General features: G+C 74.0%; 11 protein-coding genes. 4 read left to right on the top strand and 7 right to left on the bottom strand.

Going from position 1 to position 14,077, the window contains the following annotated elements; all coding sequences use genetic code 11:
* Nucleotides 1-92 precede the first annotated feature (92 nt).
* Genes ettA through IF20_RS21765 form a run of 3 tightly spaced genes read left to right on the top strand, consistent with a single transcriptional unit; the run spans nucleotide 93 to nucleotide 2,945 of the window.
* Nucleotides 93-1,757 carry an energy-dependent translational throttle protein EttA gene (gene ettA / locus IF20_RS21775; protein ID WP_052866945.1) on the top strand — a complete coding sequence of 555 codons (1,665 nt, stop codon included), beginning with the start codon at nucleotides 93-95 and terminating at the stop codon, nucleotides 1,755-1,757.
* Nucleotides 1,758-1,767: 10 nt separating this feature from the next.
* The gene (locus IF20_RS21770; protein WP_110944412.1) at nucleotides 1,768-2,238 is read left to right on the top strand and encodes an acyl-CoA thioesterase; all 471 of its coding nucleotides are present in this window, start codon (nucleotides 1,768-1,770) and stop codon (nucleotides 2,236-2,238) included.
* Complete coding sequence (locus IF20_RS21765; protein ID WP_052866944.1) at nucleotides 2,235-2,945, top strand: hypothetical protein; 711 nt, start codon at nucleotides 2,235-2,237, stop codon at nucleotides 2,943-2,945. Before IF20_RS21770 ends, IF20_RS21765 begins: the two co-directional genes overlap by 4 nt.
* Before the next feature lie 109 nt (nucleotides 2,946-3,054).
* On the opposite strand, the gene IF20_RS21760 is transcribed toward IF20_RS21765, so the two are convergent.
* Nucleotides 3,055-3,459 carry a globin gene (locus IF20_RS21760; RefSeq protein ID WP_052866943.1) on the bottom strand — a complete coding sequence of 135 codons (405 nt, stop codon included), beginning with the start codon at nucleotides 3,457-3,459 and terminating at the stop codon, nucleotides 3,055-3,057.
* A gap of 97 nt (nucleotides 3,460-3,556) precedes the next feature.
* Here IF20_RS21760 and IF20_RS21755 point away from each other — a divergent pair, with 97 nt between their 5' ends.
* Nucleotides 3,557-4,594 carry a methyltransferase domain-containing protein gene (locus IF20_RS21755; RefSeq protein WP_052866942.1) on the top strand — a complete coding sequence of 346 codons (1,038 nt, stop codon included), beginning with the start codon at nucleotides 3,557-3,559 and terminating at the stop codon, nucleotides 4,592-4,594.
* A 152-nt stretch (nucleotides 4,595-4,746) separates the two neighbouring features.
* On the opposite strand, the gene IF20_RS21750 is transcribed toward IF20_RS21755, so the two are convergent.
* The 6 genes from IF20_RS21750 to IF20_RS21725 all read right to left on the bottom strand — a co-directional run bounded on the left by IF20_RS21750 (nucleotide 4,747) and on the right by IF20_RS21725 (nucleotide 14,068).
* Nucleotides 4,747-6,243 (bottom strand): FHA domain-containing protein, encoded by a 1,497-nt coding sequence (locus IF20_RS21750; protein WP_052866941.1) that lies wholly within the window; start codon nucleotides 6,241-6,243, stop codon nucleotides 4,747-4,749.
* Between the two features lie 62 nt (nucleotides 6,244-6,305).
* Nucleotides 6,306-7,658, bottom strand: a complete 1,353-nt coding sequence (locus tag IF20_RS21745) for a vWA domain-containing protein (RefSeq protein WP_052866940.1) — start codon at nucleotides 7,656-7,658, stop codon at nucleotides 6,306-6,308.
* A gap of 169 nt (nucleotides 7,659-7,827) precedes the next feature.
* Nucleotides 7,828-9,063, bottom strand: a complete 1,236-nt coding sequence (locus IF20_RS21740; protein ID WP_052866939.1) for a PP2C family serine/threonine-protein phosphatase — start codon at nucleotides 9,061-9,063, stop codon at nucleotides 7,828-7,830.
* 1 nt (nucleotide 9,064) lies between these two features.
* Nucleotides 9,065-11,728 (bottom strand): serine/threonine-protein kinase, encoded by a 2,664-nt coding sequence (locus IF20_RS21735; protein ID WP_052866938.1) that lies wholly within the window; start codon nucleotides 11,726-11,728, stop codon nucleotides 9,065-9,067.
* The gene (locus IF20_RS21730) at nucleotides 11,725-12,981 is read right to left on the bottom strand and encodes a hypothetical protein (protein ID WP_052866937.1); all 1,257 of its coding nucleotides are present in this window, start codon (nucleotides 12,979-12,981) and stop codon (nucleotides 11,725-11,727) included. Before IF20_RS21730 ends, IF20_RS21735 begins: the two co-directional genes overlap by 4 nt.
* Nucleotides 12,982-13,078: 97 nt before the next feature.
* On the bottom strand, nucleotides 13,079-14,068 hold the full coding sequence (locus IF20_RS21725) for a glutamate ABC transporter substrate-binding protein (protein WP_234426761.1): 990 nt from the start codon (nucleotides 14,066-14,068) through the stop codon (nucleotides 13,079-13,081).
* Between the last annotated feature and the right edge of the window lie 9 nt (nucleotides 14,069-14,077).

The raw sequence follows: 14,077 nt of genomic DNA, 5'->3' as shown, positions 1-14,077 counted from the left end.
TGGGGCCGTTACTCGTTTTCGTCGGGGGACCGGCGTACGGCAAGATGGGTAGTACTGCCCACTTCCAGATCCAGACTGCCGGACGGTTTCTCTTGGCTGAGTTCATTTACACCATGCGCAAGGCGCGCAAGGCGCACGGCGACAAGGTGATCCTCGACGACGTCACCCTGAGCATGTACCCGGGCGCCAAGATCGGTGTCGTGGGCCCCAACGGTGCCGGTAAGTCCACGGTTCTGAAGATCATGGCGGGCCTGGAGCAGCCGTCCAACGGCGACGCGTTCCTGTCGCCGGGTTACACCGTCGGGATGCTCCAGCAGGAGCCGCCGCTGGACGAGTCCAAGACGGTGCTGGAGAACGTCCAGGACGGCGCCCGCGAGATCATGGACAAGCTCAAGCGCTTCAACGAGGTCGCCGAGCTCATGGCGACCGACTACAGCGACGCGCTCATGGACGAGATGGGCAAGCTCCAGGAGGACCTGGACCACGCCAACGCCTGGGACCTGGACACTCAGCTGGAGCAGGCCATGGACGCGCTGGGCTGCCCGCCCGGCGACTGGGGCGTCACCAACCTCTCCGGTGGTGAGAAGCGCCGCGTCGCGCTCTGCAAGCTCCTCCTGGAGGCCCCCGACCTGCTGCTCCTCGACGAGCCCACCAACCACCTGGACGCCGAGTCCGTGCAGTGGCTGGAGCAGCACCTCGCGCAGTACGCCGGCACCGTCGTCGCCGTCACCCACGACCGGTACTTCCTCGACAACGTGGCCGAGTGGATCCTGGAGCTGGACCGTGGCCGCGCCCACCCGTACGAGGGCAACTACTCCACCTACCTGGACAAGAAGGCCGCGCGCCTGAAGGTCGAGGGCCAGAAGGACGCCAAGCGGGCGAAGCGCCTGAAGGACGAGCTGGACTGGGTGCGCTCCAACGCCAAGGGCCGGCAGGCCAAGTCCAAGGCGCGCCTGACCCGGTACGAGGAGATGGCGGCCGAGGCGGAGAAGACCCGGAAGCTGGACTTCGAGGAGATCCAGATCCCGCCGGGCCCGCGCCTGGGCAACATCGTCGTCGAGGTCGAGCACCTCTCGAAGGCGTTCGGGGACAAGGTCCTCATCGACGACCTGTCGTTCACGCTGCCGCGCAACGGCATCGTCGGCGTCATCGGCCCGAACGGTGCCGGTAAGACCACGCTGTTCAAGATGATCCAGGGGCTGGAGTCCGCGGACTCCGGTTCGATCAAGGTCGGCGACACGGTCAAGATCTCGTACGTGGACCAGAACCGGTCCAACATCGACCCCAAGAAGACCCTGTGGGCCGTGGTGTCGGACGAGCTGGACTACATCAACGTGGGCCAGGTCGAGATGCCGTCCCGCGCGTACGTCTCCGCGTTCGGCTTCAAGGGCCCGGACCAGCAGAAGCCGGCCGGCGTGCTGTCGGGTGGTGAGCGCAACCGCCTCAACCTGGCGCTGACGCTCAAGCAGGGCGGCAACCTGCTGCTCCTCGACGAGCCGACCAACGACCTCGACGTCGAGACCCTGTCCTCGCTGGAGAACGCGCTGCTGGAGTTCCCCGGCTGCGCCGTGGTCGTCTCCCACGACCGCTGGTTCCTGGACCGCGTCGCCACGCACATCCTGGCGTACGAGGGCGAGTCCAAGTGGTTCTGGTTCGAGGGCAACTTCGAGTCCTACGAGAAGAACAAGATCGAGCGGCTCGGCCCGGACGCCGCCCGTCCGCACCGCGCCACCTACAAGAAGCTGACCCGAGGCTGAGGCTGATCGCGTGCGACACGTCTACTCCTGCCCGCTGCGCTGGGCGGACATGGATGCGTTCGGCCACGTCAACAACGTGGTCTTCCTGCGCTACCTCGAAGAGGCGCGGATCGACTTCATGTTCCGGCTGGCACCGGGGGACGGCAGCCCGTCGTTCTCCGGCGGGTCCGTCGTGGCCCGGCACGAGATCGACTACGTGCGCCCGCTGGTCCACCGGCACGCGCCGGTGACCATCGAGTCCTGGGTGACCCGGATCAGCGCGGCGTCGCTGACCATCCAGTACGAAATCAAGGACCCCGCCGGCCCGGACCAGGAAGAAACGGTGTACGTACGGGCCTCGACCATCGTGGTGCCGTACGACCTCGAAGCGGGGCGCCCGCGGCGCATCAGCGCCGAGGAGAAGGCGTTCCTGCAGCAGTACACGGACGACGCCGACGGCGGGAACGACGGCGCCGACCGCTCGGAGGCCGTCGCCGCATGACGGTCCTGCGCCTGGCCGACGACGGGGAGGCGGCGGACCTCGCCGCCTTCCTGTCCCGGCTGCTGCACTACGACCGGGCCGCGGCGGTGCGCCTGCAGGCAGCACCCGCCGGCGGGTCCGGTGACGGCGGCGTGCTCGCCGTCTTCGGCCGGCCGCCGTCCTTCGAGGTACTGGCCATCCGTACGGCGCGCCTCGCGGAGCCGGTACGGCTGGACGTCACCGTCTCGGCCGGCGAACTGCTCGACGGCATCGAGGAGCCGGCGGGCAAGCTCACCGTCCCCGCCGCGGTCACCGGCCCGCCGTGGGCCGGGGTGCTGCCGCCGCAGGGCGGCTGGCGCCGGGTGCCGGGGCTGCCCGCGCCCGACGCGCTGGGCCGGATGCTCGCGGCCTCGGTCGCCGAGTTCCGGGCCCGGGACGGGGAGCTGCCGCCCGAGCGGCGCACCCGTACGGAGCGGGACCGCATCGGCCGGGAGATCTGGTCGCGGTCGGTCGGCGACACCCACCTGCCGCTGCGCGCCGTGCACGCCGCGCAGTCGCTGGGCTTCCTGCGTCCGGCGCGCGCCGTGGTCGGCGCCGCGGGCGCCAGGCCCCTGCCGGAGCCGTACACGCTGCTCGCCGCGGGCGGCTGGCTCCGGTTCCGTACGCCGCACGGCTCGGTGGCCGTCCGCACGGGCGGTCTCCAGGGCCTGTCGGTCACCCCGGCCTGACGGCAGCGGACGACGCCACGAACGGCAGCGGCAGCGGACGACGCCACGAACGGCAGCGGCCGGGTCCCTGAGAAGGGGCCCGGCCGCTGCCGTGTGTCGGGGGTGGGCGTCAGCCGTCCGTGTTGATCATCGTGGCGGCCGCGTACGTGAGGTAGTTCCACAGCTGGGTCTCGTGCTCGGGCGCCAGCTCCAGGGAGTCCACCGCGTCCCGCATGTGCCGCAGCCAGGCGTCGTGCGCCGCGCGGTCGACGGTGAAGGGCATGTGCCGCATCCGCAGCCGGGGGTGGCCGCGGCCCTCGCTGTACGTACGCGGGCCGCCCCAGTACTGCATGAGGAACAGCGCGAGGCGCTCCTCGGCCGGGCCGAGGTCCTCCTCCGGGTACATGGGCCGGAGCAGCGGGTCCTCCGCAACGCCCTGGTAGAAGCGGTGCACCAGACGCCGGAAGGTTTCCTCGCCACCGACCTGCTCGTAGAAGGTCTGGTCCTGAAGCGTGCCGCGCGGAATCTCGTTCACCCCTCCATGGTCTCAGACGCACCGGCCGAGTACGGGAGTCGTAGGACCGGAGAAACCGGTGAAGGCGGCACCGGCGGGTGCGTAGCACAGTGGAGGTATGAGCGGTGACGGTACGGGACCACAGAGCGATCCGTACGCCGCCGGGGCCGCGACGGCCCGGGCCGGGCTGGTACGGCTGATCACGCGGGGCGGCGGGCTCACGGACCCGCGCTGGCGGGCGGCGTTCGCCGAGGTGCCCCGGCATCTGTTCGTCCCCGTCTACTACGTGGGCGTGGTCGGCGGGTACGAGCGGCGGGCCGCCGACCATCCCGACCCGGAGCGCCGCGAGGAGTGGCTGCGCGGGGCGTACGCGGACAGCGCGCTGGCCACGCACGTGCGCGACGGGGAGCCGGTCTCCTCCAGCAGCCAGCCGTCGCTGATGGCCACGATGCTGGACGAGCTGCGGGTCGAGGACGGGCACGAGGTGCTGGAGGTCGGCGCGGGCACGGGCTACAACGCGGCGCTGCTCTCGCACCGGCTCGGCGACGCGCGGGTCACCACCGTGGACCTCGACGAGGACATCACCGGGCCCGCCCGGGAGCACCTGGCGGCGGCCGGGTACCGGCCCCGGGTGATCACCGGGGACGGCGCGCGGGGCTGTCCGGAGCGGGCGCCGTTCGACCGGATCATGGCGACCTGCCGGCTGCCGTCCGTGCCGCCGGCGTGGGTCGCGCAGTGCCGGACCGGCGGGCTGATCCTCACGCCGCTGGCCACCGGGCTGGTCCTGCTGCGGGTGACCGGGCCGGAGCACGCGGAGGGCCGGTTCCTGTCCACTCCGGCGTACTTCCTGCGGCTGCGCGGCGCGGTCGAGGGCTCAGCGGACCGGCCCCGCGGCGCGCGGGCGGACGACGGGCACGACCGGGCGCAGGCCGCGACCGCCGCGCTGCCGACGGAGGCGCTGCGCGACGAGCGCTTCCACTTCCTGCGCACGCTGAGCGCCGGAACGCTGGACCCGGAGGCGGCATACGAGCTGTGGCGCGTGGCGCACCGGCCGCACCGGGAGCGGTTCGGGGTGACGGTGGCGGGTGACCGGCAGTGGGCGTGGCTGGACGCGCCGGACGGCCCGCACCGCTGGCCGCTGTCCGGCCCCGGCTGACGGGGCCGGACGAGCGGCACGGGACCGTCCGGGCACGGAGCCCTCAGCCCCGTGGACCTCAGCCGCGATGGATCAGCCGCGGTGGATCTCAGCCGCGCGGACCGTGATCGTCGACCAGGCTCAGCCGCGCGGACCGTGATCGTCGTCCACGCTCAGCCGCGGCGGACCGTGATCGTCGTCCAGGCGCCGACGTGCACCCGGTCGCCCTCCTGGAGCGGGATCGGGACGTACGGCTGGATCGGGTCCTCGCCGCCGTTGATGGTCGTGCCGTTGGTGGAGTTCTGGTCCACCACGGCCCAGCCGCCGTCCGGCTGCTGGACCAGCATCGCGTGCTGGTGCGAGACGCCCGGGTCCTCCGGCGACCGCGCCAGGTCGATGTCCGGCGACTCGCCCGTGCTGTGTCGACGGCGGCCGATGGTGACCTGCTGGCCGGAGAGCGGCAGCTGCTGCTCGGGGGAGTAGGCGGGCAGGTTCAGGCCGGCGGCCTCCGGGCCGCTGCGACCCATCATCGCCGTGAAGTACTCACGGTCCGGGGCGATCACCGCGACCCAGCCGGCGCCGGTCGCCGCGGGGCCGGGAGCGCCGCCGCCCGGGGGCCACGGCTGCTCACCGGTCCCGGCCTGCTGCTGGCCCGGCTGACCCTGCTGGCCCGGCTGGTCGTACGGCGGCGGCTGCTGCTGGGGGAACGGCTGCTGCTGCTCGTACGGGCCGGACTGCTGCGAGTCGTACGGACCGGGCGGCGCCGGGGGCGCGGACTGCCCGTACGGCGGAGGCGGCGGAGCGGGCTGCTCGAAGGGCCCCTGCGGCCCCGGCCCGTGCGGGCCCGGCCCCTGCGTACCGGGACCCTGCGTACCGGGCCCCTGGGGCGGGAAGCCCTGCGGCCCCGGCTGCCCGTACGGGCCGGGCTGACCAGGGGCGGCCTGACCAGGGCCCGGCTGACCGGGACCGGGCTGGCCGGGCGGGCTCTGCTGCGGCACGCCCTGCGGCGCGCCGGGGGCCTGCGAACCGCCGGGCGGCGGCAGCAGCCAGTCGTCGCCGCCCTGGGACGGCGCCTGCGGCTGCGGGCCCTGCGGCTGGGGCGGCGGACCCGCGTCACCGTAGGGCGGGGGTGTCGCGTCGCCGAACGGCGGCTGCGGCGGGCCGGCGGGGCCCGACTGCTGCCCGGGGCCGAGCGGCTCGGCGGGCCGGTTCATCTGCGAGGGGCGCGAGCCCTGGTACTCGTACTGGTCCGGTCCGCCGGGCTGGGGCGGGAAGCCGGGCGGCGGCGCGGACTGCTGCTGCGGCGCCGGGTACGAGGCGGAGGTCGAGGAGTGCGTCAGGAAGTTGTACCGGCACTCCTCGCAGAACGGCGCCATGGCCTCGCGCGGCGTACCGCACTGCGGGCACAGCTCGGCCTGGCCGGTGCCGGGCCCGGGGGCCTGACCGGAGCCGGGCGGCGGCGGGAAGCCGTAGCCGCCCGGCGGAGGCGCTGACCCGGGCGGGGGCGGCGGGAAGCCGTACCCGCCCTGCTGAGGCGCGGGGGCGGCCGGGGCGCCGGGGAAGCCGGGGGGCGGAGGAGGCGGTGAAGCGACAGGGCCCGCCATGCGGTGGCCGCACACCTCGCACCAGTCTTCGGCCACTGACTGGTGGCCGTTCGGGCAGGTCGGCATGTCGGTATGTCCCCCTCCGTACCGTCTTCCGACGGCGTTACGTCTCACTCGTCACTCGGGTGTCACTTTTTGACGCGAACAGTCTTGGTTGAGCGTGTTTCGAGTGTCATCTCGTCCGCTTCCGCGACCTTCGCCTTCAGCCGCACAGTACCGGTCGTGGCATCGACGACGTCCACCACCTTCGCAAGCAGTTTCGCAGTGTCCTCGTTGCCGGAGGCGCTCGCGAGCTGTACGGCACGGCCGAGCCGGGCGGTCGCTCCATCCATATCTCCGGACTTACGCGCATCCAGCCCCTGCTGGATGGCCCGTGCCAGTTCCGCCTGGCCCGTGTAGTGCGCCACCTGTGGGTTGATCTGCGTCGATGCGGCCAGGTCCGACGTCCACACCGCCCGTACCAGGCCTTGCGCGAGCGTCCGGGGCGCCTCGCCGCTCGGCACAGGGAGCACCAGTGCCACCCGCGCGGCCAGCATCTCCCGGCCGACGCCGGCGTCCGGGACCCGTACGCACACGTGGTAGTCGCGGGACTCGTCGCCCCAGGAGCCGGTGGGGTAGTCGCCGGCCCGCGGCCCGGCGTCGGTGCGCCGGCCGGTGAGGTCCTCGACCGTCGGCGCGACCTGCTTCACGAACTGGACCTCGGCGCCCTGCGGCGTCCACACCCGCAGCCCGACGTCCGCGACCTCCTTGCCCATCGCGGTCTCCATCATCCGCGTGAAGTCGGCCGCCAGCCCGGCCGGATCGGCGACGATGTCGGCGCTGCCCAGCAGGGCCGAGGCGATGCCGGTGACCTCCGCGACCTCCCAGTCCGTGCCCACCCCGCGCGCGTCGCAGGTGAACCGCCCGGCGCAGGCGTCCAGCGTGGCCCGCAGGTCCTCGGACGACTCGTGCTCGTTGCGGCCGTCGGTGAGCAGGATGCCGTGCCGGATCGCCGCGTCGGAGGAGGCCAGCAGCCGGTCGGCCAGCCGCAGCCAGGTGCCGATCGCCGTGCCGCCGCCGGACCGCAGCCGCCGCAGCGCCTCCTTGGCCTGGCCGCGGGTGGCGGGTGAGGCCACCGCGAGGCGGCCGCCGCCGGGGTAGACCTCGGCGGCCTGGTGGGTGCCGGCCACCACCGCGAAGGCCACCCCGTCCCGCAGGGTGTCGATCGCCGCGGCGGTCGCCTCCCGCGCGTTGCGCATCTTGGCCGGCGGGTACTCCATCGAGCCCGAACAGTCGACCATGACGACCACGGCGGCGTCCGGCGCACCCCGCGCGGCGGACGGCTGCCCGGCGTCGGCGAGCGGCCGGCCGCCCGACGTGCCGCCGCCGGTGGCGGTGACCGTGACGATGGCGTTCACCTCGCGGCCACCCTCGGGGAGGTACTCGTTCTGGTACACCTCCACGGAGAACTGCGGCACCGTGGATTTCGAGAAGTTGGCCATCTGTTCCGCTCCTTGGCGCTCCGTCGTACCTCGTCGGCATGCGGGCGGGCGGAAGTACCCCAGGCCGTCCCCCCGTCGGCACCTCCCCAGGTGCCGGACCATTTGTTGCTCGTTGCTCGTTGCTCGTTGTTCGTACCGCGTTGCTGTGCCGCGGCGTCGCCGCGGTGGCTCAGGCCGATCCTGCCCCGCGTACGGGGGCCGGGAACGGCACCACGGCCACTGTTACGTTGTCGTGGCCCCCGCTGTCCAGAGCGTGGTGCACCAGCGTTCGGGCGCCGTCCAGCGGGCGTTCGCCCGCGTCCAGGGGCAGCACGGCGGCCAGTTCGTCCGCGGCCTCGGTGTAGTTCCACAGGCCGTCGGTGCACACCACGACCACGCCCGGGCGGTCCGGCCGGAAGGCCTTGGTGTGCGGCTGGAGTTCGTACGCGTCGGCGCCGAGCCAGCCGGTGATGGCGTGGGCCCGTTCGTCGGCGTACGCCTCCGCCTCCGTCATCAGGTTGTTCGCCACCATCTGCGCGGCCCAGGAGTCGTCCTCGGTGAGCCGGGCGCCGGGCGCCGTGCGGTCGTCGGGGATCCAGTACACCCGGCTGTCGCCGATCCAGCCGACGGTCAGCACCCCGCCCGCCGCGACGGCCGCGACGAGCGTGCAGGCCGGCGCGTTCTGGCGGCGGTACGGGTCGTGTTCCTGCGGCCCGTCGGGCGCGGCCGCGAGCGCGTCGACGGCCTTGGCGGCGGCCACGATCGCGTCGTGCATGGCCTGTTGCGGCTGCGGCTCCCGGGGGAGGGCCGTCACCAGCGCCTCGGCGGCCGTCTCGGCCGCGGCCCGGGACGCGTCGTCGGGCCGGGTCGCGGAGGAGACGCCGTCGCAGACCACGGCGAGCACGGCCGGGGAGCCGTCGACGAGCGTCGTGTCCGCGACGGCGAAGAAGTCCTCGTTGCGGTGGTGGCGATAGCCGCGGTCGCTGACCGCCGCGACGCGCGTCAGCGCCCGCTCGAAGTGGTCGCGCTCGCGGGGCTGGGCGTGGCCGCAGCGCTCGCAGTAGCCGTCCTGGTCGACGGCGCCGGTCCGGCAGGCCACGCAGGTCGGGACGGCGAGGGTCTCGCGGGGGTCGGCGGGGACGCCGGCGTCCGGCAGCCGGGTCTCCGGCGCGGGCGGGGGCGCCGCCCGGTACGCCTCGTCGGGCAGCCCGGCCCCGGGCCCGCCGTACGCGCCGCCGGGCACCCCGTCACCGGGCGCCGTCCGAGGGGCGCCCTGCGGGGTCAGCGCGAGCGTCGGGTGGTCCCCGGCCGCGGCGTTCCCGTCCGCCGTGCCGGAGAGGTCGGCTCCGCACACGCCGCAGAAGTTGTCCCCCGACTCCAGCGGCTCGCCACAGCCCGGGCACCGGGAAGGACCTGTCACTGCCATCTCACACCCACGTCCTGGGGCGGAAGCGGTTGGCCCGCTCCACCAGTTCGATCCTCTCATCACCGCGCTGGGCCAGCCTGGCGAGCAGCCGGTAGGACCGCTCCAGGCCGAAGCGCAGTCCGCGCTCGTCCAGCGCACAGCCGAGCAGCGCCGGGCGGCCGTCCGCCGGCCGCTCCGCCTCCGGCGTGCCGGGCACCCGCTCCCCGGTACGCCCGGACAGCACCCAGTCCAGGGCGCAGCCCAGCACTTCCGTGGTCAGCGTCTCGCGGCGCTGCGCGTCCAGGCCGAAGTCCGCCAGCCGCTCGATCTCCCGGGCCGCGGCCCGGAGGTCGGCCAGCAGCGGTTCGCCGGCCGGGCGCTGCCGCAGCCGGGCCCGTACCGCGGCGATGCGGGCCGCGGTGAAGTGGATCGAGGACTCGGGAACGGCCTCCAGCGCACGCACCGCGCCCGCCCGGTCACCGGCCGCGAGCCGCACCCGGGCCAGCCCGAACGCCGCGCTCACGTAGCTGTGGTCGGTGGTCCACACCAGGTGGTAGTACTCGGCGGCGTTGTCCAGCTGGCCCAGCACCTCGGCGCAGACGCCCAGCGCCAGCTTGGGCGCGGGCTCGCCGGGGAACGCGTCGTACACCGCGTCGAAGGACAGCGCCGCCGTTTCCTTGTCGCCGGCGGCCAGGGCCACCAGGCCGCGGTTCCAGACCACCCGCCAGTCCGACGCCCACTCGGCCAGCGGGTCCGTCTCGATCTCCCGCAGCACCCGCCGGGCCTCGGGCCCGTCGCCCATCTCCAGCCGGGCCCGCAGGTCGCGCAGCCGGACCTCCAGCGAATCGGCGGGCGCCGAGCGGAGTGCGGCGACCAGTTCGGCGGGCGCCGCGGCCAGCAGGCCGGCGAGGAAGCCGGCGTTCGGGTCGCCGGGGTCCACCCGCGGCGCGGGCAGCGCCAGCACGGTGGCCGACGTGTCCAGGGCGCGCAGCACGGGCGGGCTCCCGTGGCCGGGCAGCGGGGAGACCTCGTACGACACCTGCGCCGGGATCGACGGCGTGGCCGGAGCGGCGCCCACGAGCCCCGCCGAAGGGCCCCGGCCCGGGAGCGCAGCGGCCTGCTGCCGGCGCCGGAACCGGCGGCGGGGCGGGGTGGCCCGGCCGCCCAGCAGCGAGGTGTCGCCCTCCACGACCGGCATCAGCTCGGTGTCCACGACGCGCAGTTCGGGGCCGAACAGCTGGGACAGCGCGGGCCGCTGCTCGCCGCTCTGCAGCGCCACGACCTCCCGCAGTACGCCCGTCAGCTGCTCGGCCATCTCCTCGGCGGAGGCGAACCGGCGGGCCGGGTCGGGGTCGGTGGCCCGGACGAGCAGCCGGTAGAAGGACTCGTACCGGCGGAAGACCTCGATGTGCTCGGGGTCCGGCAGGGAGTCCGCGAAGACGTTGGTGTAGCCCTGGAAGTCGAAGGTGAGGACGGCGAGGGTGCGCGCGACGGTGTAGAGGTCGGAGGCGACGGACGGGCCGACCTCGGCGACCTCGGGTGCCTGGTAGCCGACCGTGCCGTAGATCGCGCTCTCGTGGTCGTCCATCCGGCGCACCGCGCCCATGTCGATCAGCTTGAGCTGGTCGTCCTGCTGGATGGCGTTGTCGACCTTGAAGTCGCAGTACAGCAGGTTGCGGCTGTGCAGGTGGCCCAGCGCCGCCAGTGCCTCGATGCCGTACGCGCAGGCCTGCTCGACCGGGAGCGGGTCGCGCCGGCCCTGGGGCGTGCGCCGCTCGTTGGCGATCTCCTTGAGGGACTTGCCGCCGACGTACTCCATGACGATGTAGCCGTCGAGGCTGCCCGTCGCCTGGTCGAGGTGTTCGACGAAGTTGTAGATCCGCACGATGTTGGAGTGCTCGATCTCGGCGAGGAAGCGGCGCTCGGAGACCGCGACCGCGAGCGCCTCCTCGTCGCCGGTGTCCAGCAGGCCCTTGAGCACCACCCACCGGTCGGCGACCGCCCGGTCCACCGCGAGGTAGATCCAGCCCAGGCCGCCGTGCGCCAGGCAGCCGGCGACCTCGTACTGGCCGTGCACCACGTCACCGGCGCGCAGCTTCGGCACGAAGCTGTACGGGTGGCCGCACTTGGTGCAGAACCCCTCCGTACGGCCGGGGCGTCCGCTGCGTGCCCGGCCCACCGGCGCCCCGCAGTCGCTCCGGCTGCAGAACCGCTTGCGCTCGGGGACCTCGGGGTTCTCCAGCACCACCGCGCGGGGGTCGGGCCGCGGCACGTCCGGCACCGCCACCAGCCCGGCGCCGAGCCGCCCGCGCCCCGCGCCGGAGCCGGATCCGGAGCCGGACGACGAGCCCTGCCCCGAGCTTCCGCTGCGTACGGACACCAGCTGGGTCGACGGCCCGGACAGGGAGCGCGAGAGGCGCCCGGAGACCGAGCGCCGGGAGCCGGAAGAGCCGGAGGAGCGGGCGGAGGGCGCGGAGCCGGTACTGCCGGAGCCCCGCGCGGAACCGGACCCGGCCGAGGAGCGGGCCGCGCCCGCGACACCGGTCGGCGGCGAGGCCACCATGCCGGTCGGCGAGACGACCGGCGCCATGCCGCAGGTGTCGCAGTACAGTTCGCCGCCGCCGACGTCCTCGTACACGCCCCCGCACTCCTGCCGCTGGCAGGCGGTGGCCGGCGCGGTGGTCATGACTCCCCCTCGTGGTCCTGCTGTCCGGCGGCCAGCGCCTCGGCCACCGCGTGCTGGTAGCGCAGTACGGCGTGTTCGGCGGCGCGCAGGTCGCAGGGCGCGCTCCACAGCATCCGGCGGGCGATGTCGTACCGCTCGACCAGCAGCAGGTCCTCGGCCAGGCCGTGCCGCGCCACCTTGGCCTTGTACGCGTCGAGCCGGCCGCGCAGCTCGGCGCGGACGGCCAGTGGCGCGGTCACCGCGGTCAGCGACTCGCGGGCGCGCAGCAGCTCCTCCTCGGCGCGCTCCTCCAGGCTCTCCAGCAGCGGCGACAGCAGGTGCCACCGGGCGCGTCTGCGGTACTCGGCGGCGGTGGCGAGCTGTTCGTGCAGCGTGGTGGACGGGCCGGAGACGGCCGGCACCTCGGATGCGGCGATCTTCGCCAGCACCTCGCCGCGCGCCTGCCGCGCCTCGGTGAGCGTACGGTCGGCGCGCGAGAGCAGGTCGCGCACCTGCATCAGCCGCCGCTCGGCGTCCTGTCGCACGGCGAGGACCGCCTCGATCTCGCGCCGGACGTCCTCCAGGGCGCGCGCGGCACGGTCGTACCGGTCGGTGTCGGGGCGGCCGCCACCGGGCGCGGCGCTGGCGTCGGTGGCGGGCACCCAGAAGGCGAGCGGGTCGGTGAGCACTTCGGCGCGCAGCCGGTCCAGTTCGCCGGTGATGTCCTCCAGGTCGTCGCCGGAGGGGTGTTCGCCGGGGCGGACGCCGACGGAGTGCGCGAGGGAGCGGGTGCGGCGCAGTTCGGCGGCGAGCAGGTCGATGCGGGCGGGCAGCGCGGTCCATACGGAGTCGGCGCTGACGATGACGTCCAGGGCGCGCGCGTACAGCCCGTTCATCCGGTCGACCAGCGTCTCCAGGCTGAGCTGTTCGCTGAGCCGGCCGGGGCTGCCGGCGGCCGATCCGCCGGAGACGGTGACGCCGTTGCCGCGCAGCATGTCGGTGAGGGTGGCCAGGTCGTCCTGGGAGAGCCAGCGGCGGCGGGCGCGCAGCTCGCGGGCGGCCTCCAGCGCCGCGGTGTACGCCTCGAAGTGCGCCCAGAGCACGGTGATCTGCCGCTCGGCCGTCGCCCAGCGGTCCTTGGTGACCCCGGTCAGTTCGGCGCCTTCCAGGAGGCGGCGGCCCGCGTGGTCCTGCAGTGCCAGCAGGGAGGTCTCGATCGCCTCGTGCTCGGCGCCGAGCCTGCCGAGGGCGCGGTCCACCTCGTCGCGGCTCATGGCCGGGGCGGGTCCAGGGACCCCCATCGATCACCTCTCCAAAGTGCGTGCGGTGCGCTGCGGACGGCCGGACGCGGGGCGTGTCCGGCCGGGCCGGTCAGTCGCTGTACTGCGGGGCCGGCGGGCCGGAGACACCCGGCAGGTCGGCCTTGAGCCACTTGTCGTACGCGTGCGTCCAGGGGCTGTCGGCGCCGCCTTCGCGGTACTCCTCCAGCACCTTGTTCACCCGCCGCACCAGGTCCTCGTCCTCCTTGTTCATCGCCACGCCGTACATGTCCGTGCTGAACGGCTCGCCCTTGAGCTCGACGGTCGGGTCCTGCGCGGCCTGGCCGGCGGCCAGCGCGCTGTCCGTCACGACGGCGTCGGCCTCGCCCAGCTGGAGCCGCACCAGGCAGTCGAGCTGGTTCGGCACGGTCATGACCGCCGCGCCGTGGTCCTCCCGTTTCAACTGCTGCTCGCCCGTCGATCCCCTCGCCGTGCAGATCTTCTTTCCCCGCAGCGAGTCGTCGAACGCGTCGATCGACGACCTCTTCGGCGCGAGCACCTGCTGGCCGGCCTTGAAGTAGGAGGTGGAGAAGGCGACCTGCGCCTTGCGCTCGCAGTTGATCGTCATCGTGCGCACCACCATGTCCACCCTGCGCTGCCGTACGGCGTCGATGCGCTGGTTGGTGGGGATGGCGCGGTACACGATGTGCGGGTGCGGTCCGAGGATGTCCTTGGCGATGGCCTTCGCCAGGTCGATGTCGAAGCCGATGAGGTTCCGGGGGTTGTCGGGGTCGCGGTAGCCCCAGCGGTAGCTGTTCTGGTCGACGCCGACGACCAGCCGGCCCGCCTTCTTGATCCGCTGCACCGCGTCGCCGTCGGCGTCGGAGGGGCGCAGGCTCTCCGCGGCGTTCTCCTCCGTGCAGCCGGTGGCGGCGGGCGCGGCCACGGCGGTACGGGGCGGCTCCGGGACGTGCGGCCGGGGCGGTATGGCGGGGGCGCCGCTGAGCACCGGCACCAGTACCGCCGCCGCGGCCGCCATCACCCCCATGCCCGCGGCCACCGGAGCCAGCGCGGAGCCGAGGTCCGCCATTCGCGCGCGCATGCCCATCCC

Origin of the sequence: Streptomyces niger (assembly GCF_000718305.1) — a bacterium.
Lineage (GTDB): Bacteria > Actinomycetota > Actinomycetes > Streptomycetales > Streptomycetaceae > Streptomyces > Streptomyces niger.
This window is presented reverse-complemented; position numbering and strand designations above follow the sequence as displayed.

What these genes read in the sequence shown, in the direction of transcription:
- IF20_RS21755 (WP_052866942.1), top strand. Translation starts at nt 3,557, where the DNA reads ATGAGCGGTGACGGTACGGGACCACAGAGCGATCCGTACGCCGCCGGG.
- IF20_RS21750 (WP_052866941.1), bottom strand. Translation starts at nt 6,243, where the DNA reads ATGCCGACCTGCCCGAACGGCCACCAGTCAGTGGCCGAAGACTGGTGC.
- IF20_RS21740 (WP_052866939.1), bottom strand. Translation starts at nt 9,063, where the DNA reads ATGGCAGTGACAGGTCCTTCCCGGTGCCCGGGCTGTGGCGAGCCGCTG.
- IF20_RS21745 (WP_052866940.1), bottom strand. Translation starts at nt 7,658, where the DNA reads ATGGCCAACTTCTCGAAATCCACGGTGCCGCAGTTCTCCGTGGAGGTG.
- IF20_RS21730 (WP_052866937.1), bottom strand. Translation starts at nt 12,981, where the DNA reads ATGAGCCGCGACGAGGTGGACCGCGCCCTCGGCAGGCTCGGCGCCGAG.
- IF20_RS21765 (WP_052866944.1), top strand. Translation starts at nt 2,235, where the DNA reads ATGACGGTCCTGCGCCTGGCCGACGACGGGGAGGCGGCGGACCTCGCC.
- IF20_RS21725 (WP_234426761.1), bottom strand. Translation starts at nt 14,068, where the DNA reads ATGCGCGCGCGAATGGCGGACCTCGGCTCCGCGCTGGCTCCGGTGGCC.
- IF20_RS21735 (WP_052866938.1), bottom strand. Translation starts at nt 11,728, where the DNA reads ATGACCACCGCGCCGGCCACCGCCTGCCAGCGGCAGGAGTGCGGGGGC.